Raw genomic sequence first — 24,330 nt, forward strand, 5'->3', positions numbered from 1 at the left:
ACTGATGAAAGGCACCCATTAAGCGCTGGTCCTTGCTTGTTTCACAGGCCCGCGGGGCCTTGACCGAGCAGCTTTCCCGTGTTCCAAGGCTGATGGCTGTATAGCGATGGTGATCATGGCTCGTCCTCCACGTTGAGGTAGGACAAGGGCGGATCAGTCACAATGGCTGGTGGTCGCTATCCGACCCAAAACCGACGGTGGCGACGGGCTGAGATCGGCCAATTGCGGTCGTTCGATGGAATGATCAAGTAGCTGTTGCGATTGGCCATTTCTCGCCAAGCTTGGAGTCACCATAGGTTTTGATGACCTCAGAGATGATGACTTGATAACCGGCAAGCCAGTTTTCCTGAGCAGCCTTTGCCTCAAGGTGACGGGGATGGTGAACCAATATCTGAAGTGCTTCGAGAGAACTCCAGTAGTACACATTGGAGAAGAGACCAGTCTGTGGATTCTCCCAAGCTTCTTCGCCAAGGTAACCAGGGATCGTTTTTGCGATTGCAGCGATTTCCTGATCGAGTCGGTGGAAGGCTTCATCAAACTGCTTTTTGGCAAAGATGAACGTTGAAGAGTACATAGGCCTTGCTCCTTTCGCGGCGTTTGGTTGCCGATGATTGCACTGACCGGACTTGGGTTTGCCTCAAACCTATGCTAGCTGGTTGGCTTCCCAACTATCAGTAGACGATGCATCTGGCGTAATGTTTTCCGCCGATTGTGCCTGATAGCGTTCCTTGTCCATGCCTGACTCCTTGTTCGGCTTGAGTGTCGCGCTAGAAACGCGACATGAGGTGAGGAGGAAAAGCGACATGACTTTTGCGCCCATTACTGGCGGATTAGCAGCGCGGCCATGATCTGCTTTTGGCCGCGTTCTGCCTGTCGCGAGAGGCAGAACGCGGCCAATAGCAGACGTAGGATCAAATCCCGATCTGACAAATTGTGGACAGTTGCCTGCCTTGCTCAAATCTGCCTTCTATTAAACCTGGTTTCGCGATGTGAAAAAGGCCGTCACTGCTGCGAGTACCAGCAAGATAGAGCTTGCAAGAAATGTCATGCGATAGCCGCTCCCGTCGAACAGCAGCCCGCCGAGGGTAGAGCCCAGCGCAATGGATAGCTGAATGACTGCCACCATCAGGCCGCCACCGGCTTCAGCATCCTTGGGCAACGCCTTGGCCAACCACGACCACCACCCCACAGGCGCCGCCGTCGCGATCAGGCCCCACAGCCCAAGCAGTAAAAAAGCTGCCACGACTCCGCCGCCAAGGACAATCAAGGAAAGTGCAATGGCGGCCATCAAGAGTGGAATGCAGACCAGGACGCGGTACATTCCGGTTTTCAGGAAAGTGCCGATCAGAATGGTCCCGACAAAACCCGCCACGCCGATGACCAGCAGGATCATCGACAACATGGATACATCTACACCAGTGACGGTTTCCAGGAACGGGCGCAGATAGGTGAACAATACAAACTGCCCCATGAAGAAAATGCCCACACTCAACATGCCGAAACTGACCAATGGGCTCTTAAACAATCGGAAGACATTGCCAGCGCCCGGTTTGCGCGGCGCCGGCGTCATGGCTGGCAGGCTGATCCACTGCCAGATCAACGCGATGATCGCTACCGGAATAAGGCAGAAAAAAGCACCCCGCCAACCGATGACACTCCCCAGATAGCTTCCCAGTGGTGCGGCCACTACGGTTGCCAAAGCATTGCCGCCGTTGAAGATTGCCAGAGCCTTGGGCACGCTATGGGCAGGTACCAGGCGCATGGCCATTGCCGCCGACATCGACCAGAATCCGCCGATCACCACGCCGATCAGCGCACGCCCAATCATGTACACCGTATAGTTCGGCGCCAGACCGACCACCAGCCCTGACACACACATAATCCCGGTCAGTAGAAGCAACAGCGTCTTGCGGTCCATTGAACCCGCCAGCCTGGAAATCGAAAGGCTTGTCAGCACCGCGAAGGCGCCGGAGATGGCGATCCCATACCCAGCCAGTCCTTCACTGATTTGCAGATCCGATGCGATCGGCGTGAGCAAACTGACAGGCATGAACTCCGAGGCGATCAACGCGAATACGCACAGTGTCATCGCAAAGATGCCACTCCAGTAAGCCGGCATTTTCCCAGTCCCCGGCGTGCCGAGGGCCTCACCAGCCGGGGAGTCGAATACTTGAGCCTTCATTCAAAAACCTCTCATCAAATAGTTGTTGGCTGAAGCATTGGCCTTTTAGCCAACCACCGTCAGGTGCCGGGTAAAAAAGTCGGTGAGCTTGGTCCAGGGAATCAAGTTCACGCGGTCGTACAGATCCACGTGACCCGCGCCGGGAACCCAGGTCAGTTCTTTAGGTTCGGCGGCGCGTTGGTAGGCATCCTCGCTGAACTCTTTGGAGTGCGCATGATCGCCAGATATGAACAGCAGCGGACGCGGGGAAATCGTTTCGATCTCGTTGAATGGATAGAAATTCACGAACCTGACTTCACTGGTCAAGGCGCGATTTTGCGTCAGTTCCAACGTACTGCCATGAGGGATATGGATGCCGCGTGGCGTGCGATAGAAGTTCCAAAACTCGCGAGTTACCGGGTCGGTTTCCTTGCCAGGCTGCGCAGGCAGATAGTTCAGAAATTGCAATTTTCCGGTAGAGAACTCGTCATAGCGTTGCTCGGCGGCTTTGGTGAGCATGGCCTGGCGTTGCTCGACAGTCGCTGAGTGCCTCAGACCATAACGGGTGACGGCGCCCATGTCATACATGCTGACGGTGGCCACGGCTTTCAAACGCAGATCCATCTTGGCCGCACTGATGGCAAAGCCACCGCTGCCACAGATACCCAGTACGCCGATACGGTTGCGATCGATAAAGTCCCGCGTGCCAAGGTAGTCAACGGCGGCACTGAATGCGTCGGCATACATTTCGGGGGCAACCTGGTTACGAGGCAGGCCCTCACTCTCTCCCCAGAAAGGCAAGTCAATCGCCAGCGTGATGAAGCCTTGTTCCGCCAGCTTTTGTGCATAGAGCATGGAGCTTTGCTCTTTGACTGCTCCCATGGGATGCCCGACGATAATTGCAGGCACTTTAGCGTTTCTAGCCAGATTTTTGGGCGTTACAAGATTGCCCACAATTTGAAGATTGTATGAGTTCTTGAAGGTCACCTTTTGCACGGTGACCTTGTCGCTTTTGTAAAAATTGTCGGCGCCTTCCGGCGGGCTGACAGCGCTTTTCGAGTCAGCTGCTAGTGCAGAACCGCCTGCGACTGAAAGGACGCCCAGAGCCGCAATGCTGACGCCGGTGGCCTTTACGAATGCGCGCCGATCAAGCCCTGGAGAGTCCAAGGCTTCTGTAGCTTCAAGGTGGGTTACAGGTGTCTCGCTCATCATCAGTACTCCGTTCCAGATAGGTGACAGAGCTTGACGGATTAGAGATATCTTGATTAGTAGGCGTAATCTTCATGTGGTTTTGAGAAAAACTCAGCAATGGCCAATACCAAAGTCAACGATCTCCAAGCTTTTCTGGCGGTGGCGCGAGATCAAAGCTTTACGAAAGCCGCCGCCAAACTGGGCATTACTCCTTCTGCGCTGAGTCATACGATCCGGGCACTTGAACAAAGGCTGGGGATACGACTGCTGGCCCGCACGACACGCAATGTGTCGCCCACAGAGGCGGGAGAAAGATTGATGCGCTCGATCGCTCCGCTTTTTGATCAGATCACTGCCGAGCTTGAAGCGCTGGGCGAGCTGCGGGACAAGCCCAGTGGCACGATTCGTATTTCCTGTACTGATGATCAGATTGAGTTGTGCATTCGGCCGATGCTTGCAAGCTTCCTGAAGAGCTACCCGGATATCACACTGGAGTTCTACGTCGACTATGGATTCACCAACGTCGTCGAGGAGCGATTTGATGCTGGCATTCGCATGGGCGAATCGATCAGCAAAGACATGATCGCCGTTCGCATAGGGCCGGATTGGCGGTTGGCTGTGGTGGGCTCTCCAGAATATTTCGAACGCAACCCGGCACCAACAACCCCCCATGAGTTGACCGGGCATGACTGCGTGAATATCCGCCACAGACCATCAGGGGCGATCTACGCATGGGAATTTGAAAGGAATGGCCAGGCTTTTACCGTCAAGGCGGAAGGACAACTTGTTTTCAACAGCATCATGCATGTACTCAATGCCGCCGTTGATGGCGTTGGCTTGGCCTACGTACCAGAGGAATTGGTAGCACCATATCTGGCTGACGGCCGACTCAAAGAAGTCTTGGCCGACTGGTGCCCTGAGTTTCAAGGTTACCATTTGTATTACCCCAATAGACGCCAGGCGTCTCCCGCCTTTTCGGCATTGGTGGAGGCGCTGAAATATAGAAGCTGAGCCTTCCACATTCGACGCGCGGCAACGTCTGCCATGGGTCGATTTCTGCCCATCGTGACAGGCAGAAAACGGCCAAGAACAGCCCGTCAGATGTGCCTATGAAACCACCGATTCAGAAGTCGCTATGCTGGCGATTCAATATTATGATCGAAAGGCCAGCGAGACTTGTATGATCGTGGCGGACCAGGAGTCAGAGCGGTTTGCCTAAGCATTGAGAGCGCTTGAAAGGTCGCTCTTCAACCTCGCTTTAATATTGAAGAGTTTTTATGCGAATTATGCGATTAACGGCGACTCCTGCAGTGGACGATAACGATCGAGGGAGCGAAACATGAATGGTAATGGGATAATTGAAAATAAGATTGGCAAAGGACTGTCTTTTGCCAAACGAATCTACCTGCCACGCCTTATTGGCCTGGCGATTGGCATGCTGAGCGTACTGGCCGCCATTGCGCCGCTGGGCCTGCCGGGATGGGTATGGGTACTGTTGCTTTTCAACGGCTTGGTTTGGCCGCATCTGGCCTATCAATTGGCCACCCGTGCTGGTGAGCCGTATCAGGCGGAGCGGCGCAACTTACTCTACGACTCAGTGATGGGCGGGTTCTGGACCGCGACCATGCAGTTCAATCCGTTGCCTGCCGTCACCATCCTTTCGATGATGACGATGAACAACGTCGCTGCAGGCGGCCAGCGTTTATTCGTGCATGGCGCGCTGGCCCAAGTTGTCGGAACTCTGCTTGCGATAACACTGTTCGGCCCGCAGGTGCAACTTACTGCAACCGCCCTACAGATCTACGCCTGTTTGCCGATGCTGACGCTCTACCCATTAGCGCTGGGCTGGGTCTGTTATCGCCTGGCCATTAATCTCGCCGACCACAAGCGCCGTCTTAGCGCCCTGAGCTGTACCGACAGTCTCACCGGCCTGCTCAATCATGGGGCGTGGAAGGATTTGCTTCACCTGCAGTTTTTCGCCTCCCGGCAGGAGAGCTTCGAAACGGTGATCGCGATCATTGATGTCGATCACTTCAAACAGATCAACGATACTTACGGCCATCTCGTTGGCGACAGCGTGCTACGCCAGCTGAGCGCCGAACTTAAGAAAAACCTTCGCCAAGGTGACCTGGCCGGTCGCTTTGGTGGAGACGAGTTCTGTGTGATCCTACCCAACAGCCCACTGAGCCAGGCCGGCGAAATTATGGAGCGACTGCGAGGGGCAATGGGCAACTACCGCAATGAGCAACTGCCTGAGCTGCGAGTCAGCCTGAGTATCGGCTTGGCATCGTGCTGCAGTGCAATGACCGACGCCGCAGACTGGCTCAACGAAGCCGACAAGGCACTGTATGCGGCCAAGAACAGTGGGCGCGACAGGGTCCATTTCACCTTAGGCGACATCGTCAACGCACCTTGAATCACAGTGGATTCGCTAGACACCTTGTAAACCGATTTTTTGATCTGTAAACCACTGAGGTTAACAAACTCAAAAAAGTGGTTTATGGCAACCAGGTAATTTCCTCGTGGAAACTGCTGGGATAATGCCCCGATGGAGCGCGTGTTTCTCAGCTTGAAAACTGAATGGACCAGCACACGCCGTAGTTACGACCGGCAGAGAACGACCCATGACGGACGTTCAAGCAGATGTGATGCCAAATGATCGATGGAGTGCGCATTGCCTCTACGAGGCATTTCCAAACCTCAAAAAAAATGACCAAAAGCCCTGGGCATTGATTTCACGGCAACGCGTTGATTAACCATCCTGACCGCTATCAGCAAAACGCACCGCGATAGCCTGGAATTGCTCATGGTTGGCCAGGAAAACCTCGCAGATTTCTGGATCGAAATGCGTAGCACATCCCTGGCGGATTATCTCCAGCGCCTGATCGTGTGACATGCTCTTCTTGTATACCCGTCGGCTAATCAGCGCGTCATAGACATCCGCCACCGCCATGAGCCTGGCACTGATGGGGATGTCATCGGCACTCAACCCGTCGGGATAACCGGTACCATCCCACTTCTCGTGGTGGCTGTAGGCGATCTCCTTGGCAAGGCGCAGAAATTCCACCGAGATGCCCAACTGCTCTTCGGCATGCCGGATGGCATCGCGTCCCAGTACCGTATGGGTCTTCATCGTCTCGAACTCTTCCGGCGTGAGGCGCCCCGGCTTGAGCAGTATGTCATCGGGTATGCCGATCTTGCCGATGTCATGCAGCGGAGCCGACTTGAACAGCAGGCGGATGCTCTCGTCATTGAGAAAATGCTGGAACCTCGGATGTTCGCGAAGCATTTCGGCCAGTAGTCTGACGTAATGCTGAGTTCGTCGAATGTGGTTACCCGTCTCATTGTCGCGGGTTTCGGCCAGCGAGGTCATGGCCTGAATGGTCACATCCTGGATGGCGCTGACCTCGGCGGTGCGGCGCTGGACTTCCTGCTCAAGGTAAGCCTTCTGATCACGCAAAAAGTCGGCGGCCGCCTTGATCTTCAATTGGGTTTCCACCCGAGCCAGCACGATGGGTGGGTTGATCGGCTTGGTGATGTAGTCCACGGCGCCCATCTGCAAACCCAGGATCTCGTCTTCCATTGTCGCCATGGCGGTGATGAAGATGATCGGGATATCAGCGGTGCGCGGATCGCGCTTGAGCTGCTCTGCCACCTCATACCCCGACAGATCAGGCATCATGATGTCGAGCAGAATCAGATCCGGGCGAGGCTCCTGCACCGCTGCCTTCAGCGCGAGCTCACCGCTGATGGCCACCCGCGTGCGGTAGATATCCTTCAGCAGGCCATTGATCAGCTTAATGTTCTCCGGCGTATCATCGACAATGAGGATGATCGGGCTAAGTGAGTAGTTTAGCGGTTCACTCATGATGCTCCCTCCAGCACGGGGTATCGCGCGCCGTCGATGCACGTTTGAGTGTTAGCCGTGCGGCCTCGAAGTCAAAGTTGTCCACCTCATTCAGCAACTGCTCGAAACTGTTCTGGCCGAGTGCTCCGCGCAACGAATCCGCATACTGCTCCATATAATCCGGCGCTGCTCCGTCATTGGCCTCCAGCAGGTGCATGAGCGCTATGGCATGCTGTGCCCAGTCGACGCTCGATACCACTGCCGGTGCTGCCTGGCCGCTACCCAGCGCTTGGCGAATCGCATGCACGGCCAGCGAGAGCGCTTCGATCAATTCATTCACCAATTCGTCCGACTCAGCGTGCGCCCTGATCGCGTTTTCCAGCTTACCGGCCATGACTTGCAGGCCGCTGAAGCCGAGGTTGCCTGCAACGCCTTTCACGGTATGGGCCATTCGCTCGGCCGTCGGCCGATCACCCGCGCGCAGCGCGTTACCCAGCGCTTGCCCTGCCAAAGCCCAGCGGTCGGCAAATTGACCCAGCAGCTTGATGTATAGCTGGCGATTGCCCGCCACTCGCCTCAGTCCGTCGGCGCTATCCAGACCTGGAATGTCCGGTAGGCGCTCCTCGCCCGATGCGGCGCTGGACGGATCCACTGCCGCCGACCCAAGTACGACCCAGCGCAGAACCGTGGCGATGAGTGCTTGCGGTTCCACGGGCTTGGTCACATGGTCGACCATGCCCGCCTCGATGCAGCGCTCCCGGTCCTCGACCATGGCATGTGCGGTCATAGCAATCACCGGGATCTGTGCGCAGTGAGGCTCGACGCGAATACGCCGGGTCGTCTCGAGACCATCCATCTGCGGCATCTGTACGTCCATCAGCACCGCGTCGTATTGCGCTGCAGCCAACATTGACAGCGCCTCGCAGCCGTTGCCGGCAACTTCCACCAGGGCACCGGCAGCCTCGAGAAGCTCCCTGGCAATCTGTTGGTTGATTTCGTTGTCCTCCGCGACGAGCAGGCGCACTCCGGCGAGCACCTGCGCCTGCGCATTGGGTACGGTTAGCGCCACCACGCCAGTTTGCGGCGCGAATAAGTTGACCAGTACCTCTACCAGCGAGGACTGGTTGACCGGCTTGACCAGGAACGCGCGAATGCCGGCCGCTTGCGCAGCGGCATGCATTTCGTCATGCCCAAATGCACTGACCATGACGGCGTACAGTGCAGGCTGCAGGCCAAGAGCCCGGCGCGTCGTCTCGATGCCATCCATCTCTGGCATTTGCCAATCCACCAATAGCACCCGGAACGGGTCGTCGGCCGCAGCACCGCGAAGGCTCTCCAAAGCAGCCTCGCCTGACGCCACCGCGACCGGCGAAAGCCCCGCTACGCAAAGCATGTCGCAAAGGATCTGGCGCGCGTCGGCATTGTCATCGACGACCAGGACGCGCGCTCCGGCGAGCTCCGCAGGGACAATCTGGTGCTGCGTACGCATGTGCTGGTCAAGACCAAGCCAGACGCTGAAAGAGAACGTGCTGCCGTTGCCCGGTTCGGAGTCCACCCCGATCGTTCCGCCCATCAGCTCGACGATGCGCTTCGAGATGGCAAGGCCCAGGCCGGTACCGCCGAATTGTCGCGTGGTAGAGCTATCGGCTTGGGCAAAGGCCTCAAAGAGTCGCCCGGCTTGCTCGGGAGTCATGCCGATACCGGTATCGCGGACACGAACCTGCAGCTGAACTTTGCCGCCGGTGCGGCCCAGGTTGCGAACCACGACCGTCACCTGCCCATGCTCGGTGAATTTCACTGCGTTGCCGACCAGGTTCAGGATGACCTGGCCCAGGCGCAGCGGATCTCCAAGCAGCGTCTTGGGAACGTCTGACGCGCGGTCGAACAGCAGCTCAATGCCCTTGTCGTAGGCCTTTTGCGCAATCAGCGAGGACACGTTGTCGAGCACCGCATCGATCTCAAACGGCACTGCCTCGACGCTCAGCTTGCCGGCCTCGATCTTGGAGAAGTCGAGGATGTCGTTGATGATGCCAAGCAGCGAAGTGCCCGCGTTATGGATCTTCGAGACATAATCGCGCTGCCGCTGGTCCAGCGAAGTCTTCAGCGCAAGGTAGGACATGCCGATGATCGCATTCATGGGCGTGCGGATTTCGTGACTCATGTTTGCAAGGAAGTCGCTTTTTGCCCGCGTCGCCTCTTCAGCAATCTCCTTCGCCCGCTGCTGCGCGTGCTCTGCTGCCTTGCGCTCGGTGATATCCTGCAGCCAGCCGAGCAGCCCTTGCTCCCCCTGGATCTGGATTGGCAGGTAGGTGACAAGCATGGTGCGTTCGCGCCCCTGCCGGTCACGCATCGGTACTTCCTGGCCCTTTGCGATGCCGTCGTCCGTGAGTCGTTCGACGATGGCTTCGCGATCATGCCCATTCGCGTAAATCTGCGAAGCAGCGTCACCGACGCCTACGCCGAACGTTTCACAGAAGCGGGGGTTGGCGAAGCGGATCACGCCCTGGGTAGAAAAGGCTATGTTGATTGGACTCGTATCGAGGATTGCCTGCAGCCGCGCGCGTTCTTCGCTAAGCGCCATTGCTGCCGCATGATGATCCGTGACATCGCGCACCCAGCTGGCGACCAGGGTCTCACCGTGGATTGTCACGAATGATGCACCGACCAGAACCCAGAGAATTGATCCATTTTTGTGCAACAGGCGGGTCTCGAAGTGTTCGACCTTGCCGTTTCGTGTCAGCAGTTCGAGGAAGCGTTCGCGCTCCTCAGGATCGACATACAGGCTCGTGGCGTGGCGCCCGAGCAGGTCCTCGCTGACATAACCGGTCGCCTGTGAAAAGCGTTGGCTTACTTCCCTGACGGCCCCGTTCCGGTCTGCCAGCACCAGGCTGGCGGGGCTGGTATCCATGAGCGCGCGGGTGAAAGCTTCGCGCTCGGCCAGCTCTGCGGCAACGCGCTTGCGCTCGTCCACTTCCCGGTTGAGGCGTCGGTTCCAGGCCAGCATGGCGCCGAGCAACAGCAGGACCGCGACCAAGCTCGGGATCGCCCAGCTCATTACGGTTTTGATATCGAGGCTGTCCTCGTTGAAGGAATCCTCGAACAGCCGGTATTCCATGAGCGATACGTGATAGTACCGCCGCCAGCTCGCATCGAGCGGCGAATCAATGCGATTGCTGGACTGGAAGAAACGCTCCAGCGCTCGCGCGAGATCCGGGGCGTTGCGCGCAACACCCCACCCAACGCTGGTCGCTTCGCTGACCGGAAACGCAATGGAGAGACGTTCGGGATCTTCACGAGCCCAGCGCAGCGCGCTTTCGCTACCCAATACCGTGAAATCCACCTTCGCATCGGCGACCAGTTTCACCGCCTGTTCGGTTGGCGCATAGACCATTCTGACCGGCTGACTGGAGAGAGGACCGCGGTTGGCTTCATCGATCCACTGCTCGTAGTCCGTGCCCTTCTGCACTGCCGCCGTCAGACCGAGCAAATCAGACACCTCGTTGCTCAGGGGCTGGTTGGAGCGATGGACGATGACCAGGTTGCGTACCCGGTAGTAGGGCACGAGCAACATCTTCGTTTCGCGCCAAGGGATGATATGCAAGTCATTTGGATAAAGATCACAGCGGCCGTCGGCGAGTAGCTTCGGGTCGTAGCTTTCCCCGCGTACGGTCTCGCCCCGATCGTCGTGAAACTGCGCATCGAAACTCGGCAGTTCCGTTACCTGTGGGCGTAAACCGAGTGATTGCGCGAACGCCTCCGCATTAGTCCGGTAGAAGGAAGCGCTTGAGCCAGCCACGCATATGCGCAGGACGCCGCTTTCCTCAATCTGGGACAGCGTACGTGCTTCCACGCATGGCATGCCCAGCCCCAACAAGCCTCCCAGCGCAAGCAACGCTCCCCAGCACGGATTTGTTTTCAAAATGCACCTGCTGGTAGGTAATTGCTCACGATCCAACTCGACATATCCTTGTGAACGCCCTTGCACGAGCTTGTCCACCGCGCTGCACTGGCATGATAGGTTTTTGGAGTGTAGGCATACGCTACAGCAAGCGCCAGCAACAAAAACTGGGCCAGCTAGCGACTTTCAAACTGCAACTCACCGTTCGGAAAGTGAGTTTGCGGACGCTACTCAGTACTCGTACACCTAAGTTTCGCCAATGTCCGCTATGGGTCGATTCTGTTGAAAAAGTCGGATTTTCAGATGGCCTTAACTCAGGCACGACCACCACCGGAGAACCTACTCGCCACATTGAGTGGTTTTTCGGCCCTTCGGTGACCTTTGCTGCTCTGTTATCGGGTTAATTTGAGGTCTTTTGTTTGGTGCAGGCGCACCAATCCCGTGACTGGTGGCCCTTGAGATGAAAATTTGGCCCGCCGTCGCAGGTTCTGCACCGCAGCGGCCAGCGTGAATTAATCCGTCGCGCCAGTAATGCCACGTAGCCGCAGGCGATCCAATTTCAGGATGCGCTTGAGGTGGGCAAACAACATTTCGACCTTTTTACGTTCGTGGCGAGAGCGCTGATATGCCGGCGTTGCTCAGCATGCGAATCATCAGTTCGGGATCAATCGACGGACGCCCAATCGGGCTGTAAAAATCGGCGAGGTAATGACGCAAGTCGCTCAGATCGAGGCACTGCTCAATGCTGCGCAGAAGGTGAGTGGCTGCAATGTGATCTTCAAGGTTGAACGAGTAAAACAGCCGCTCCTCCCCACTCGATAACTGTCCCATCATGCTGCGTGCTTACCCGCTGGCCAATGTAGAGATTTTGCCGCAGGCCAGACAGGGGAGCTACTTTTTCAACAGAATCGGCCAAAAGCTGACAACCAACGTCGAAGACATAGATTTATCTCATCGTCTTTTAATAGGGTATGAGGCAACGCAGGGATCAACGCCACACACCTCGATGACTCGCTCGGCAAAGGCGTATTAGCACATGACAGCCTTGATGGCGGCGCACGAGTCGCGGCCCCATTGCTTGGCGTCAATCAGAGCTTGGCCGATGCACCCATCCAGCCCCCATGGTGATGATGTATTTACCGGACGCCAAAACTGTTGCTAATGCTTGTTCTTAGCGGCGTTGAACAGTTTGCCCAGTATGCAGTCAAACAGCCGCTGTGACTGTGAGCGCTATAAGAGCTCAACGGGCCTAATCCTGCGTACGTAGCACACAGTTGGCCTAGCATTCAAAGTTGTTTCTGCCCCACGAAAAAATGCTTTCAAAAGGATAGATAAAAATGAGAAAACTCATTTCTGTGGTCGTTGTAGCGACTTCATTTGCTATTGGTACGGCATTCGCTCAAGTACCCGCGAAACCTGATGTGAATCCAATCACAAACGGCGCGGTCAATATGGCATCTACACCTACTACCACCGCAACAAAAACTGCAGTGACCAGCGACGCTGGAGCATTGAACGAATGCTACGACAGCATTGGCAATGATCAGCCACGGACAGCGTTGCAGGCTTGCCTCGAGCGTAAGACTCGCGAAGTCACCTCACAAATGAATATCGCCTACAAAAAACTGGAAGCCGAGACAAAGGAAATCGATTCGAGTGCGACGGCCAAAGCCCTTGCCTCGCTACTCGCCTCTCAGAGAGCGTTCGAGAAGTTCAAGGATGCTCAGTGTCAATGGGAAGCTGACTCGGCGATGGGGGGCACGGGCGCTGGAGATTTTTTAAGGTCCTGCGAAGTCGATTTGATCCGCTGGAGAACGAAGCAACTTTCCGATTAAATTTATTGACATAGACGACTGGCTATCCCGCTAACAAGAACCAGTTCGCCATTGAAGTAACCATCGCCGAATAAATGAGCAGGGTTGAGGCGCGCGGTTCGGCGACGTCGCCAACAACGTGCACGGGGCCCCGGTCACCACCGACAAGAACGAAGAAGTCATCAAGATGACGCTCGCTGTTCTGATGGCACCGGAGTGATGGCTAGAGCTCATCCCTGGTCTTCAATGGCAAAAATAAGGTTCTTCACGGAGTACCGGGAAAGACCGCAATGGGTCGTTTTCTGTCCTTCGCGCCAGACTGAAATTGACCAGAGGCATTCATTGAGATGTGCCTGGAAATTCGATTTTTTGAAATCACAACAGTGAGCCATGAACACTCAACAGTCAGGGGTTTGCAGCGTGAGCATCGTCTATGCGGCGCGCACGTTGGGTACTTTTCCGAAACTGTAAAACTCACTACCGTACGGGTGAGGATTTTGTAAGTCGGGTCGGCCACTTCAAAAAGAAACTAATGAGTGCCAGGCGTCAGTCCGATCAGGATAATCGGATCATCACTGGTGTGCGCCCATGTACCTTTCCAGTCGTCGATGATCAAGTCAAGTCGACCAGGACGCGGTGGTACATCAACACCCGCTTTGCCAAAGAAGAAACCCAAAACATGGCTCGGCAGATTCCTGAGGGCGACGGACATGGCATGTCCTCCCGCGTGATTTAATTAAAGGCTGGATCATTGCCGGTCAATGAGCAGTGACCTAAGCACCATCTGCTGTACGTCCTTGATGATAACTTCCGTCCGGAAATCATTGCTCAGCGGCCCCAGCACCACGCCGTCCAGCATGGCCCGCACGGTGGCCACCGTGATGTTCAGGTCATCGACCTGGAAGCGTCTGCCAGCCATGCCCAACGCAATAATGTCTTTTAAAAGCTGCGCCTGTTTGGTGCGCAATCCATCGATTTTCACCCTTCGAGAGGGTTCCAGGCAGTAGTTCTCGCGCGTGGACAGTATGTGCCACTGGCGCCGTGGCAAGGGACCGCAAGTAAGCGCCAATGTAGTGCCCTAATGCGGACCTTGGGTCGAAGCGCGCGAGGGCCGTTTTGCTGAGGCAGTGGAGCAACTGATACTCGTGTTCCTCAATGAATGCGAACAGAAGGCATTGTTTGCTTTCGATGTAATGATAAAGCGAGCCCGCTTGCAACCCGGCGTGATCGGCAAGCTGACGCATGCTCACGGCCTGATACCCCTCATTGACGAACATGTGCAGAGCCACACTGCGGATAGTTTCCAGCCTGGACGCCGATGCACTACTGACATGAGTGTTTGCAGTCTTGGTCATCATGAGTACCGTTACCCGGCCCGAACACGGCGGCCGGGCGATTGTATGGAAGCCCTTGGCGGGGTTGAATTCAAAACAGGGGAAGCGTGTAGGACATCACTAGTCGCGTCTGATCCTGGGCGCCGTCAACCGGTACATCACTTCGCAGCATCGCGTTTTTAAGGCCAAATCCCAGCCCTTTGAAGCTGCCGCTTTGAATGATGTAATCAACAATGATGTCGCGTTCCCACTCCTGACCATCCTGTGCACCGGCCTGGATGATATCGGTGCCACGGTAGTAGCCGATGGACGCTGTCAGGCCGGGGACTGCGCAAGCAACGAAGTTGTAGGAATACATGCCGAACACCGTATCTTCGCCCGCCCGCAGGAAGCTTGAGACGAATCTGTCCGTAGGCAGATAGGTGCTGGAACCGGCGGCACCTTCGCCCGTACTGGCCTGGTTCAACTGGGTAAAATTGCTGCCGGAAGACACACTCTGATAACCCCCTGTCACCGAATGGCCGCCCACGTTGTAGGTGAATATTGCCGCCCGGGTGTCATTGTCTATCCGGCCCGGGGTATCGCCAAAGCCGCTGAGTGTGTAACCGGCGGCGCGACCCTGGGCGCTATCGTTTTTGCCTTCCGCCCGGGTTCGGAAGTAGCGCAAATCGGTTTTGAATGTTTGCCCTTCGGTAATGGGGAACGTGTGTACCAAGCCAAGAAAGTCTTGGTCGTAATAATTTTCGAGTTTGCCATGGTAGTACTGAAGAAGAAGCTGTTTGCTGAATTGATAGTCTGTCCCGGCGAAGGAGAAATTGTTGCTTTCACGCCGCCCTCCAGCCACGGCCAGCCCCGAATCGTTAGTCGACGCTCGCCCGGTGGCTTTGTTGATGCGCCCGCCAACCAGAGTCAAATTGTCGAGGGGTTTGGAGGTCAACATTGCACCTTCGAACATTTGTGGGAGCAGGCGGCCGTCGTTCGCTACCAGGATCGGTAGTTTGGGTAGCAGCGTTCCAACCTTGAGTTCGGTGTTTGATAATTTGGCCTTGGCGGTGACCCCCAGCCGGCTGAACTCATGAACAGCATCGCCATCGCTGTCATCGGGAAACATGGAACTGCCCCGATGATTGCCTGCCCCTCCGTCCAGGCGTACGCCCAGGGTACCAAGTGCATCAAGTCCGAAGCCGAATGTGCCGTCGGTGTAGCCGGACTTGAGATCCAGCATGAAGCCATTGCCCCACTCGCGTATTTTGCTCTGGCCTTGAGGACCTGGCTGATTTCTATAGTCGTTATTGAAGTAGAAATTGCGCACGCTCAGGTTGCCCTGGCTGTCCGCCAGGAAGTCAGCGAAAGCAATACCCGGGCCGGCCAACAAGCAGCCAATGGCGGACAGCATTAAACGATTTACAGGGGAGTTTTTTGTCATTGTTATGTGCTCCTGTTGTTCTTTGATTGTTGTTTTTATGGCGCGCAGGTTTTTTCGAGACGAGCTCAGCCTGGCCCTGACAGTTTCATCAGGGCGTACAGAGGCCTCAGCGCATGCGCTTTACAATTGACCAGGAAGTTCTGTCAGTTATTTAAACTGTCTGGGCGACAGGTGTGGGGCGCAGGCGGTAAACGAGCAAGCCGAGTACACCACCGACGACCAGGATCGAAGCCATGATGTACATCGCCGCATGGGTATTGCCGGTCACTTGAGTCAACCAACCCACGACAATCGTGCTGAAGAATCCGGCAATATTGCCCAGTGAGTTGATCAGCGCCACGCCTGTCGCTGCGGCTGCGCCACCAACCACTGCGTTGGGCATGCCCCAGAAAACCGGCAGGCTGCTGATCATCGCGGCCGTGCCTATGGTCAGGCCAATCATGCCGAGCAACAGGTTGTCGCCGAAATAAGTGCCGAAGGCTATGCCCAGTGCGCCGACGCCGGCGCAAATCGCCAAATGCCACCGATACTCCCCACGCCGGTCGGAACTGCGACCTACGAGCACCATAGTGATAACAGCGGCCGCATAGGGGATGGCACTGAGCACGCCGATAACCACTGGTTGCTGCACCCCGCTGTTACGGATGATGGTCGGAAGCCAGAAGCTGATCACGTACTGGCCCAGCACCAGGCAGAAATACACGGCGCCGAGCAGCCAGATCTGCGGATTGACCAAGCCGTCGCGCAGGCGATGACTCTGTTTCTGCGAAGCCTCGCGATCGATGGCCGCCTGCATGCCCTGGCGCTCTTCGGGTGTCAGCCAGTGAGCATCAGCGATTCTGTCACGAAGCAGGAAGAAGACCGCCGCCCCCAGGGCTACCGCGGGCAGCCCTTCAATGACAAACATCCATTGCCAGCCAGCGAACCCGGCTACGCCGTTGAGGTGTTGCAGGATAAAACCCGAGATAAGCGCGCCCAGCATGCTCGAAACGGGCAAGGCCATAATGAACATGGCAGTCATTACCCCGCGTCGATGGCTGGGGAACCAGGTGGTGAGATAGAAGATGATGCCGGGAAAGAAACCCGCCTCGGCAATACCGATCAGCAAACGCAGCGCGTAGAAGGCCGGGGGCGTTTCGATAAACATCATTGCCGCCGACAAAAGCCCCCAGGTCACCATGATGCGAGCGATCCAGCGGCGAGCGCCAAAGCGGTGCAAGGCGATATTGCTGGGGATTTCGAACATCAGGTAGCCGACGAAGAAAATACCCGCGCCCAAGCCATAAACGGCGTCACTGAACTTCAGATCGTCGAGCATCTGCAACTTGGCAAAACCGACGTTGACCCGGTCCAGATAAGCGACCAGATAACAGACGATCAACAGCGGGATAATCCGCCAGGCCGTCTTGCGGTAGGCTGATTTCAAAGCGTGGTCGGGCATCACGCCCGCAGGAAGTGGAGGTTGGTTCATGTCTAGCCTCTTTATTGTTGTTGTCGAAGCGAAAATGAAACGTTTGTTCAGGTAGCAGGCAGTAAGCGTGTCGAAGGCCATTCACCAGATCGGCACATGTCGTGCACCACTTGGCTTATCAGTTGCGCGATCAAGGTCCGCAGGTTGCTGGCAGGTCGCGTACCGCAGGTGCAGATGCCCAGCGTCCGGAACACGCCAGGCACAACGAAGGGGTGGGCAACCAAACGCCCTTCCGCCACTTCCCGCATCGCCAGGTTGAGCGGCATGATGGTCGGGCCAATGCCGGCCTCGACGGCACTTTTGAGGATGTAGACCGAGTTGACTTCCATGGCCACAGCGGCGGGCGCGCGCTGTTGCTGTGCCAGGGCAAGATCGACGACGGCCCGGGTGCTGTGACTATGGGCCCTGCTGGGAAAGACCAGCGGCCGCGCCACGGCCTGGGCCAGGGTCACCTCGCCGGCTGGCGGCGCCTCAGGGTCATTGGCGCGATGGATCAGATAGAGGTCCTCCTCGATCAGTGGTGTAAAGCTCACTTCCGCAGGCAATCCGGTGGGCGTGAACAGCGCGATGTCGACACTGCCACGGATCAACTGATCGACCAGATTGCCGGTCAATTCTTCATTCAATTGCAGCTCCACCTCAGGGTAGATCCGGCCCACCGCTTGCAGCAGCGGCAGGGCAATGATCGGCGAAACACTCTGCGGCAGCGCCACTACGATGGACCCCGTCAATACGCCATGCCCCGGCAGGACCGCCGCCTTGGCATCGCGCAATTGCTTGAGAATGCCCAGGGCATACTCGTAGAACACCTGGCCCGCCTCGTTGATGGCGATGCCGCTATTGCTGCGATGGAACAGCGTCACTCCCAATTCGTCCTCCAGCGCGCACATCTGCTTGCTCAACGCCGATTGCGCGATGAGCACCTTGCGGGCTGCCGCTGAAAGGCTGCCCGCATCGGCAACGGCCAGGAAGTATTTGAGCTGACGAATTTCCATACGCGTACCTCTTGCAATCTCGGGTTTACGCCACCGGTGTACCGCGGGCAAAGATCTTCCCGGGGTTCATCAATTGCTGCGGGTCCAGCGCTGCCTTGATGGCAGCCATAGTGTCTACCGCGTTCTGGCCAAATTCCGACAACAGGAATGATTGTTTGGTCAGGCCGACGCCGTGTTCTCCGGTGCACGAACCGTTCATGGCGATGGCGCGTTCGGCCAGACGGTGCGCGACGATGGTTGCCCGTTCCAATTGTGCCGGATCGTCCGGGTCGATGAGGATCACCGCATGAAAGTTTCCATCGCCAACATGGCCGAATATGGGGGCCAGCAAGTCGTGTTCCTGCAGATCAATGGCCGTTGCCTCGATGCATTCGGCCAGTCGCGAGATAGGGACAACCGCATCGGTCGTGACCGAGCGACAGCCTGGTCGCAGCGCCAGTGCGGCGAAGTAGGCATCATGCCGCGCCTGCCACAGCCGGCTGCGGTCTTCAGGATGCAGTGCCCATTCAAAGTCCTGTCCACCCTGCTCGTCGGCTAGCATGCGTAGCGTTTCCACCTGTTCCTTGACGCCGGACTCGGAGCCATGCAACTCGAAGAACAGTGAGGGCGCCTCTTGCAACGTGGTCTTGCTGTAGGCATTGAGCGCGCGAACCGTCAGTGCGTCGATCAGTTCAATGCGCGCCATCGGTATGCCCAACTGGATGGCCTGGATAACCGTGCGCACCGCGTGATCGACGCTGGGAAAATTGCACACGGCCGCCGAAATGGCCTCCGGGATCGGGTGCAATTTCACCGTCAGCTCGGCAACGGTGGCCAGGGTGCCGCCGGAGCCGACCAACAGGTGAGTCAGGTCATAACCTGCCGACGACTTGCGTGCCCGGCCACCCGTCTGCATCACACGGCCATCGGCAAGTACGGCCGTCATGGCCAGGACGTTTTCGCGCATCGTTCCGTAGCGCACTGCGTTGGTACCCGACGCTCGGGTGGCCGCCATGCCACCCAGTGAAGCATCGGCACCCGGATCAATCGGGAAGAACAAGCCAGTACCGTGCAACGCAGCATTCAACTGCTTGCGGGTCACCCCTGGTTGTACCGTGACGTCCATGTCGTCGATGCGCACTTCGATGATCTGGTTCATGCCCGACACATCGATGCAGATGCCGCCGTGTATCGCATGCAGCCAACCCTCCAGAGAGCTGCCGCTGCCGTAGGGGATGATCGGCACTCGATGGGTGTGGCAGGCCTTCTGCACGCTGACGATCTCTGCAAGGCTGTTCACAAAGGCCACCGCTTGCGGCGGCATGGGATCGAGGGCGGAAATGTCACTGCCGTGGTGCTCGCGCACACTCACTGAAGAACTGAACCTGGTACCGAGCAGGGAAGTCAGTTCATCGAGCAGCGCTGATGGCAGCGATTGGAAATCGAATGTATTGATCGCAGAGCCTTGCATGCAGAGATCTCCTTTTATTTTTTTCATGCCGGGCGACGTTGGAGTACGAGACATACGGCACGGGAGTTGGAGTGGAAGCTGGCTATATCTTAGATGCATAGACCTGGTAGCGGTTATGCAGAATAGAGATCGCCCTATCCCTGGGGAAGATGGGCGCCGGGTATGACGCAGTCATAGCCAATGATGAGGGAGCGGGTTCGACAGGCTGGGAATCCCGCCGTTGAAAAACCGCGAAAAAAAGGGAGCGGATCTCTGACTGTCAAACTCGCTCTAAAACGTTTTCACACAGCCTGGGTCGATGGTTGCCTTTCGCGACAGGCAACCATCGGCAAAAAGCAGCCTATTGAACAAATGAGGAGACGGATCTATTTTTCCGTCACCTTTTGGAACATTGATCCCTCTTTTTTCGTCCCGCCAGTTGACCGGCAAGCAGAGCAAATCAGCATCAACCAGCGCCGGAAGTCGCACCCACTCAGGAAACTCTTTGCGGTACACGGCGCGCAAGACTTGAGCATAGATCATTGCCGCGCTCTTAAAACTCCGATACGGAAAAGCGTGGCGTCTGTCGGGTTATAGAAGAGTAAAAGGCCACCAGTCGATTTCACATTGACATCATGGATATGCGTCAGCGAAACTCCCTAAAACCACAAACAATATAGGGTAATTCTGCGATGAAAAAACGCTCCTTTCTGGTACCAATGGCCACTTTGGCCGCAGCCATAGCTACAGAGCAGGCTTCCGCTCTAACTTCTCATGAAGTCATTGAGCCCACCACAGAAGCCAAGAACACATTTCAAGCGGAAGCTCAAAACGAGAACCTTTCTGTTCGCGGCGGCAATGATCTGTTCGCCTTTATTCTCAAGCGCGGGGATCAGGGGCAACTGATGGCTTACCACAGTTCCCATAGCTCCCACTCTTCGCACAGCTCCCATAGCTCCCACTATTCGGGTCGATAATGGTTTGCTCTCATACGCTCGTCTTTGATGAACGGCTTTATGACGCCCAGGTGTTGCAGAAAGCTGCTTATCGATCGATCAACACCCTAACGATCGATATCACCTCCGACGAGGGACGGTTTATCTGCGTCTTGTCATTGAATATCGGTTTGGACGAGCCGGCCTTTCTGTCCGCCATCCAAGAGTTCAAAAAAGATGTGCTCGATTATCAGCTGCGCCACCGATTGGCAGTTGAAACGCAGCCTATCAAGAACCTGATCCTCGGACTGGCCTTTTCAAAAACCGGGCTGATCAGTGAGTAAATTTCAAAAGCTGGAGTTCTACGCGCAGCAACGTCCCTATGAGTTGCTGCCCTTTAAGTTCGACCGCCTGAATGACGACGAGTACGTCATCACTAACATGGCAGGCGAATTTCTTGTCATACCGGTGCCGATGCTTGAACCGATCATTAGCAAGACGCTTCCGCTCTCATCAGAGCTGATCCCTACGCTTCGATCCAAACAGTTCATTCGCTTCACCAACGAGCAAGCGCCACTTCAGCTTCTGGCACTCAAGATCCGCACGCGATTGTCTAGGCTGGCCGAGTTCACCAATCTGCATATTTTTGTAGTGACTCTTCGGTGCGACCATAGCTGCCCTTATTGCCAAGTTTCAAGGCAGTCGGAGAGCAAAGGCGAATTTGACATGACCACAGAGATGGCAGACAAGTCGCTGGACTTCGTCTTTAGGTCTCCCAATCCAGCCATCAAAATTGAGTTTCAGGGTGGTGAGCCGCTGCTGAACTTCGAGATGGTGAGGTATGTTGTTCTTGAGGCAAAAAAACGTAACGTCAAGGAAGGACGTGACTTACAGTTCGTGATTGCGACCACGCTTTCACTACTGTCTGATGACGTGCTCGACTTCTGTAAGCAGCACAACATTGTGCTTTCATCTTCGCTTGACGGGCCATTGGATCTGCATAATGCAAATCGCCCACGACCAGGCCGAGATAGTCATCAGCGTTTCGAAGAAGGTTTGCAGAAAGCCCGTGCAGCCCTCGGCTATGACCAAGTGTCAGCCCTGATGACAACCACAGACAAGAGTCTGCCACGAGCGCGTGACATCATTGATGAATATCTGCGCCTAGGCTTTGATGGCATTTTCCTCCGCACGCTCTCCCCCTATGGCTTTGCGATCAAGACCAAAAAATTCATGTCATATGACACGGAGCGCTGGCTTGAGTTTTATAAGGAAGGTCTTCAGTACATCATTGAGCTAAACAAATCCGGCATCCGATTTGTAGAGCAGTATTCTTCGCTCGTGCTGACAAAAATGCTGACTTCTGGGGATCCTGGGTTTGTTGATTTAATGAACCCTGCCGGTGCTGGTATCGCAGCCATCGTGTTCAACTACGACGGATCGGTCTACGCTTCAGATGAAAGTCGCATGCTTGCCGAAATGGGTGATCATACGTTTCGTCTGGGCAACATTCTTGAGCATTCGTATGAGGAGATTATCCTCTCTGATCAGCTTCTGGATGCACTTGAAAACTCTTTCACCTTAAGCGCTCCAATGTGCTCTGACTGTGCATTCGAACCTTACTGCGGAGCGGAGCCCGTCTACCACCACGCCATTCACAAAGACGTGGTAGCAAGAAAACCAGAGTCCTCCTTCTGCAAGCGAAATATGGCGATTTTCAAGCATCTCATCGAGCTGATGGGAAGTGACGAGCAAACAAAACGGATTTTTATGGGTTGGGCCAACCGATGCTAAAACTCGGCGGAAAGATTATCCGTATCCATGCGGTTGATGTTCATAGGGACCTCACTCTGCTCAAGGTGTCGACCAATCGGAATCTGCCTGAAGTCTTGCGACGGGAAATGGCCTATTTGGTTTCCGATCAGCAGATCCCCCGAGGATTCGCCCACTATCTTCTGCTTGATAAACATCGGCAGCTTGTTGAGATACTGCCTTCCGACTCTGACTACTCAATCCTACCGAATGACTACAGCTATATCGGTAATGGTGACGTTATCCGGCTTTCAGCAGATCGTCAGAGCATTAGCGTGCTGTTTCGAGCATCGTCACCTCACAACAGCATCCTGGTTACCGAGCAGTGTAATCATTACTGCCTTATGTGCTCGCAGCCGCCTAAGGCTGCTGATGACTCTTGGATACTTGACGAAATCGAGAGCCTGATCCCCCTCATTCCAAAAGATACCCGCGAATTGGGGTTTACTGGCGGCGAGCCTACGACCAATCGGGAGCGCTTCCTTAAGATCATTAGCCTGACAAAAAGCTATCTGCCAAGAACCGCAATCCACATTCTCTCGAACGGACGCAGCTTCAAAGATCCGGCGTTCGCTGAAAAGTACACGCGGATTGAATTGCCGGACGCGATGATCGGCATTCCTCTCTATTCAGACGATCCGACACTGCATGACTACATCGTCCAGGCCCAAGGCGCATTCGATGAAACCATTCAGGGCATTCTCAATCTGAAGCGTTTGGGTCAGAAGGTTGAGATCCGAGTCGTCATTCACAAGCTATCGGTGCAGCGCCTGACTGAACTGTGTGAGTTCATCGCGCGCAATCTGCTGTTTGTTGACCATGTGGCGCTGATGGGCCTTGAGATGATGGGCTTCACCCGGGCCAATCTCGATGAGCTTTGGATCGACCCAATCGAATACAAAGACACTCTCAGCAAGTCAGTCGGCATTCTTGCCAAGTACGGCATGAATATCTCGGTTTACAACCATCAGCTGTGCTTGGTGAATCCGGACATTCAACCCTACTACCGCAAATCAATCAGCGACTGGAAAAACGAGTACGCGCCTGAATGCCAAAGCTGTACAAAACAGCGAGAATGCGGAGGTTTTTTCGCATCGGGCGTTAAATTCGGCTACAGCAAGCACCTAGTCCCATTCTAAATTCGGCATCAAAACAGTGAGCACATAGCGCCCCGATGCATGCATGTTTTCTGCCGACCACAACAGACAGAAAACGGCCAGGAGCAGACTGTGGACAGGTAGCCGCATATGCATCTACGCTGGGCGATTCAGTGACAGCACAGCGGTAAAAAGGAGTAGTCATGTTGGAAGTTGCCATTGATCGAGATAGCGTTCATGCAGGAGATGATCTGGGAAGCCATGCGACGTCGATCACACTCGATCCATCAGCAACGCTGCGTACCTTAATCGAAGTGATACAAGACGCGGGCTACTTACCTGGTATCAATGGAGGCAAGGCTACTTGGATTATTTGTACGTCTGACAAACCAATAGGTGTTTTAGCGCAGCAATGGTCAGAGCCTAAATTGACCGTGCCGCCCGAAAGCATCGTGGATCAATATTTCGGAAATACCGAACCTCGTCTTCTGTTCAGATATTGGTGCCAGGCAGATCCCGATCAGGTCTTTTCGCATATCAAGGCCGGAAATGAACCACCATCACGATTTTAGGATTGGCGGTGGACATAGCTGTTGATCAATGCGGTTCAGATGACTGCTATGGGTCGTTTTCTGCCTTAAGAGACGGGCAGAAAACGGCCAGAGGCAGACGTGAGCAGTTGGCCCGCACGGCTCAGAGCTGGTGCAGCCGATAGTCACAACGGCGCGCAGTGAAAATTAGCGCCTGACGTGTTGGCTATTTGCTCTAGGAGTGCGCCACCCTCTGTTAGGAACTCAGTTCACTGACGGAACAGGAGTGCGGTTCGTGAGGAAGTACAGTGCAAGCGTCGACAGCGTTCCCAAGGGCATATTGCTAATCAGCGCTGCTGTCTTTCTCCTTTCACTGGCCGACGCAGCGGT

20 protein-coding genes and 3 pseudogenes are annotated in these 24,330 nt (G+C 55.6%); 8 read left to right on the forward strand and 15 right to left on the reverse strand.

The genetic code is table 11. The annotated features are described in order from the left end of the window. Nucleotides 1-244: 244 nt before the first annotated feature. The 3 genes from KW839_RS03125 to KW839_RS03135 form a co-directional block, all read right to left on the reverse strand. Nucleotides 245-574, reverse strand: coding sequence for an antibiotic biosynthesis monooxygenase (locus tag KW839_RS03125; RefSeq protein WP_060543790.1), 330 nt, complete (start codon nt 572-574; stop codon nt 245-247). Nucleotides 575-970: 396 nt separating this feature from the next. Beyond that, nucleotides 971-2,182 (reverse strand): MFS transporter, encoded by a 1,212-nt coding sequence (locus KW839_RS03130; RefSeq protein ID WP_256352466.1) that lies wholly within the window; start codon nt 2,180-2,182, stop codon nt 971-973. 45 nt (nt 2,183-2,227) lie between these two features. Beyond that, nucleotides 2,228-3,373 carry an alpha/beta hydrolase gene (locus tag KW839_RS03135; RefSeq protein ID WP_218423372.1) on the reverse strand — a complete coding sequence of 382 codons (1,146 nt, stop codon included), beginning with the start codon at nt 3,371-3,373 and terminating at the stop codon, nt 2,228-2,230. A gap of 96 nt (nt 3,374-3,469) precedes the next feature. On the opposite strand from KW839_RS03135, the gene KW839_RS03140 reads away from it, so the two are divergent. Further along, the gene (locus tag KW839_RS03140) at nt 3,470-4,363 is read left to right on the forward strand and encodes a LysR family transcriptional regulator (protein WP_218423373.1); all 894 of its coding nucleotides are present in this window, start codon (nt 3,470-3,472) and stop codon (nt 4,361-4,363) included. Between the two features lie 346 nt (nt 4,364-4,709). Next, nucleotides 4,710-5,768, forward strand: coding sequence for a diguanylate cyclase (locus KW839_RS03145; protein ID WP_218423414.1), 1,059 nt, complete (start codon nt 4,710-4,712; stop codon nt 5,766-5,768). A 336-nt stretch (nt 5,769-6,104) separates the two neighbouring features. Here KW839_RS03145 and KW839_RS03150 read toward each other — a convergent pair whose 3' ends face one another. From KW839_RS03150 to KW839_RS03165, 4 genes and pseudogenes are all read right to left on the reverse strand, one after another. Next, nucleotides 6,105-7,220 carry an HD-GYP domain-containing protein gene (locus tag KW839_RS03150; RefSeq protein WP_218423374.1) on the reverse strand — a complete coding sequence of 372 codons (1,116 nt, stop codon included), beginning with the start codon at nt 7,218-7,220 and terminating at the stop codon, nt 6,105-6,107. After that, nucleotides 7,213-11,154, reverse strand: coding sequence for a response regulator (locus tag KW839_RS03155; protein ID WP_218423375.1), 3,942 nt, complete (start codon nt 11,152-11,154; stop codon nt 7,213-7,215). Before KW839_RS03155 ends, KW839_RS03150 begins: the two co-directional genes overlap by 8 nt. 335 nt (nt 11,155-11,489) lie before the next feature. Further along, a pseudogene (locus tag KW839_RS03160) lies at nt 11,490-11,714 on the reverse strand (transposase); the annotation flags it as partial. A 22-nt stretch (nt 11,715-11,736) separates the two neighbouring features. Continuing rightward, nucleotides 11,737-11,931, reverse strand: a pseudogene (locus tag KW839_RS03165) (IS5/IS1182 family transposase); the annotation flags it as partial. Between the two features lie 503 nt (nt 11,932-12,434). On the opposite strand from KW839_RS03165, the gene umoC reads away from it, so the two are divergent. Continuing rightward, a complete protein-coding gene (umoC, locus tag KW839_RS03170) occupies nt 12,435-12,932 on the forward strand; it encodes a lysozyme inhibitor LprI family protein (RefSeq protein ID WP_218423376.1) in 498 nt (165 codons plus the stop codon). 508 nt (nt 12,933-13,440) lie between these two features. Here umoC and KW839_RS28025 read toward each other — a convergent pair. The 8 genes and pseudogenes from KW839_RS28025 to KW839_RS03210 all read right to left on the reverse strand — a co-directional run. After that, nucleotides 13,441-13,623 carry a DUF6130 family protein gene (locus tag KW839_RS28025; RefSeq protein WP_371318037.1) on the reverse strand — a complete coding sequence of 61 codons (183 nt, stop codon included), beginning with the start codon at nt 13,621-13,623 and terminating at the stop codon, nt 13,441-13,443. A 36-nt stretch (nt 13,624-13,659) separates the two neighbouring features. Further along, nucleotides 13,660-13,893, reverse strand: coding sequence for a hypothetical protein (locus KW839_RS03180; protein ID WP_218423417.1), 234 nt, complete (start codon nt 13,891-13,893; stop codon nt 13,660-13,662). Next, the gene (locus KW839_RS03185; protein ID WP_371318038.1) at nt 13,802-14,269 is read right to left on the reverse strand and encodes a TetR/AcrR family transcriptional regulator; all 468 of its coding nucleotides are present in this window, start codon (nt 14,267-14,269) and stop codon (nt 13,802-13,804) included. The genes KW839_RS03180 and KW839_RS03185 overlap by 92 nt, the downstream gene beginning before the upstream one ends. A gap of 67 nt (nt 14,270-14,336) precedes the next feature. Beyond that, complete coding sequence (locus KW839_RS03190; RefSeq protein WP_218423378.1) at nt 14,337-15,671, reverse strand: OprD family porin; 1,335 nt, start codon at nt 15,669-15,671, stop codon at nt 14,337-14,339. Nucleotides 15,672-15,822: 151 nt separating this feature from the next. After that, nucleotides 15,823-17,142 (reverse strand): MFS transporter, encoded by a 1,320-nt coding sequence (locus KW839_RS03195; RefSeq protein ID WP_218423379.1) that lies wholly within the window; start codon nt 17,140-17,142, stop codon nt 15,823-15,825. Between the two features lie 47 nt (nt 17,143-17,189). Further along, entirely contained in the window at nt 17,190-18,137 is a 948-nt protein-coding gene (locus KW839_RS03200; protein WP_218423380.1) for a LysR family transcriptional regulator, read from the reverse strand. Between the two features lie 25 nt (nt 18,138-18,162). Beyond that, entirely contained in the window at nt 18,163-19,587 is a 1,425-nt protein-coding gene (locus KW839_RS03205) for an FAD-binding oxidoreductase (RefSeq protein ID WP_218423381.1), read from the reverse strand. A gap of 399 nt (nt 19,588-19,986) precedes the next feature. Continuing rightward, nucleotides 19,987-20,118 (reverse strand): annotated as a pseudogene (locus tag KW839_RS03210) (carbon-nitrogen hydrolase); the annotation flags it as partial. Nucleotides 20,119-20,258: 140 nt separating this feature from the next. Between KW839_RS03210 and hxsA2 the strand changes: the two are divergent. The 5 genes from hxsA2 (at nt 20,259) to KW839_RS03235 (ending at nt 23,982) form a co-directional block, all read left to right on the forward strand. Further along, the gene (gene hxsA2, locus KW839_RS03215; RefSeq protein WP_218423382.1) at nt 20,259-20,543 is read left to right on the forward strand and encodes a His-Xaa-Ser repeat protein HxsA2; all 285 of its coding nucleotides are present in this window, start codon (nt 20,259-20,261) and stop codon (nt 20,541-20,543) included. Continuing rightward, nucleotides 20,543-20,845 (forward strand): His-Xaa-Ser system protein HxsD, encoded by a 303-nt coding sequence (hxsD, locus tag KW839_RS03220; protein ID WP_218423383.1) that lies wholly within the window; start codon nt 20,543-20,545, stop codon nt 20,843-20,845. Before hxsA2 ends, hxsD begins: the two co-directional genes overlap by 1 nt. Continuing rightward, entirely contained in the window at nt 20,838-22,295 is a 1,458-nt protein-coding gene (hxsB, locus tag KW839_RS03225) for a His-Xaa-Ser system radical SAM maturase HxsB (RefSeq protein ID WP_218423384.1), read from the forward strand. Before hxsD ends, hxsB begins: the two co-directional genes overlap by 8 nt. After that, on the forward strand, nt 22,289-23,452 hold the full coding sequence (gene hxsC, locus KW839_RS03230; protein ID WP_218423385.1) for a His-Xaa-Ser system radical SAM maturase HxsC: 1,164 nt from the start codon (nt 22,289-22,291) through the stop codon (nt 23,450-23,452). Before hxsB ends, hxsC begins: the two co-directional genes overlap by 7 nt. Before the next feature lie 161 nt (nt 23,453-23,613). Next, entirely contained in the window at nt 23,614-23,982 is a 369-nt protein-coding gene (locus KW839_RS03235) for a hypothetical protein (RefSeq protein WP_218423386.1), read from the forward strand. The last annotated feature ends 348 nt before the right edge of the window (nt 23,983-24,330 follow it).

Source organism: Pseudomonas sp. PDM31, assembly GCF_019218965.1.
GTDB lineage: Bacteria > Pseudomonadota > Gammaproteobacteria > Pseudomonadales > Pseudomonadaceae > Aquipseudomonas.

Excerpts from the sequence above, each read along its gene's own strand:
- KW839_RS03135 (WP_218423372.1), bottom strand. The coding sequence starts at position 3,373 with ATGATGAGCGAGACACCTGTAACCCACCTTGAAGCTACAGAAGCCTTG.
- hxsA2 (WP_218423382.1), top strand. The coding sequence starts at position 20,259 with ATGAAAAAACGCTCCTTTCTGGTACCAATGGCCACTTTGGCCGCAGCC.
- KW839_RS03205 (WP_218423381.1), bottom strand. The coding sequence starts at position 19,587 with ATGCAAGGCTCTGCGATCAATACATTCGATTTCCAATCGCTGCCATCA.
- KW839_RS03200 (WP_218423380.1), bottom strand. The coding sequence starts at position 18,137 with ATGGAAATTCGTCAGCTCAAATACTTCCTGGCCGTTGCCGATGCGGGC.
- umoC (WP_218423376.1), top strand. The coding sequence starts at position 12,435 with ATGAGAAAACTCATTTCTGTGGTCGTTGTAGCGACTTCATTTGCTATT.
- KW839_RS03125 (WP_060543790.1), bottom strand. The coding sequence starts at position 574 with ATGTACTCTTCAACGTTCATCTTTGCCAAAAAGCAGTTTGATGAAGCC.
- hxsD (WP_218423383.1), top strand. The coding sequence starts at position 20,543 with ATGGTTTGCTCTCATACGCTCGTCTTTGATGAACGGCTTTATGACGCC.
- KW839_RS03190 (WP_218423378.1), bottom strand. The coding sequence starts at position 15,671 with ATGACAAAAAACTCCCCTGTAAATCGTTTAATGCTGTCCGCCATTGGC.
- hxsC (WP_218423385.1), top strand. The coding sequence starts at position 22,289 with ATGCTAAAACTCGGCGGAAAGATTATCCGTATCCATGCGGTTGATGTT.
- KW839_RS03235 (WP_218423386.1), top strand. The coding sequence starts at position 23,614 with ATGTTGGAAGTTGCCATTGATCGAGATAGCGTTCATGCAGGAGATGAT.
- KW839_RS03140 (WP_218423373.1), top strand. The coding sequence starts at position 3,470 with ATGGCCAATACCAAAGTCAACGATCTCCAAGCTTTTCTGGCGGTGGCG.
- KW839_RS03130 (WP_256352466.1), bottom strand. The coding sequence starts at position 2,182 with ATGAAGGCTCAAGTATTCGACTCCCCGGCTGGTGAGGCCCTCGGCACG.
- KW839_RS03150 (WP_218423374.1), bottom strand. The coding sequence starts at position 7,220 with ATGAGTGAACCGCTAAACTACTCACTTAGCCCGATCATCCTCATTGTC.
- KW839_RS03185 (WP_371318038.1), bottom strand. The coding sequence starts at position 14,269 with ATGATGACCAAGACTGCAAACACTCATGTCAGTAGTGCATCGGCGTCC.
- KW839_RS03195 (WP_218423379.1), bottom strand. The coding sequence starts at position 17,142 with ATGAACCAACCTCCACTTCCTGCGGGCGTGATGCCCGACCACGCTTTG.
- KW839_RS28025 (WP_371318037.1), bottom strand. The coding sequence starts at position 13,623 with ATGTCCGTCGCCCTCAGGAATCTGCCGAGCCATGTTTTGGGTTTCTTC.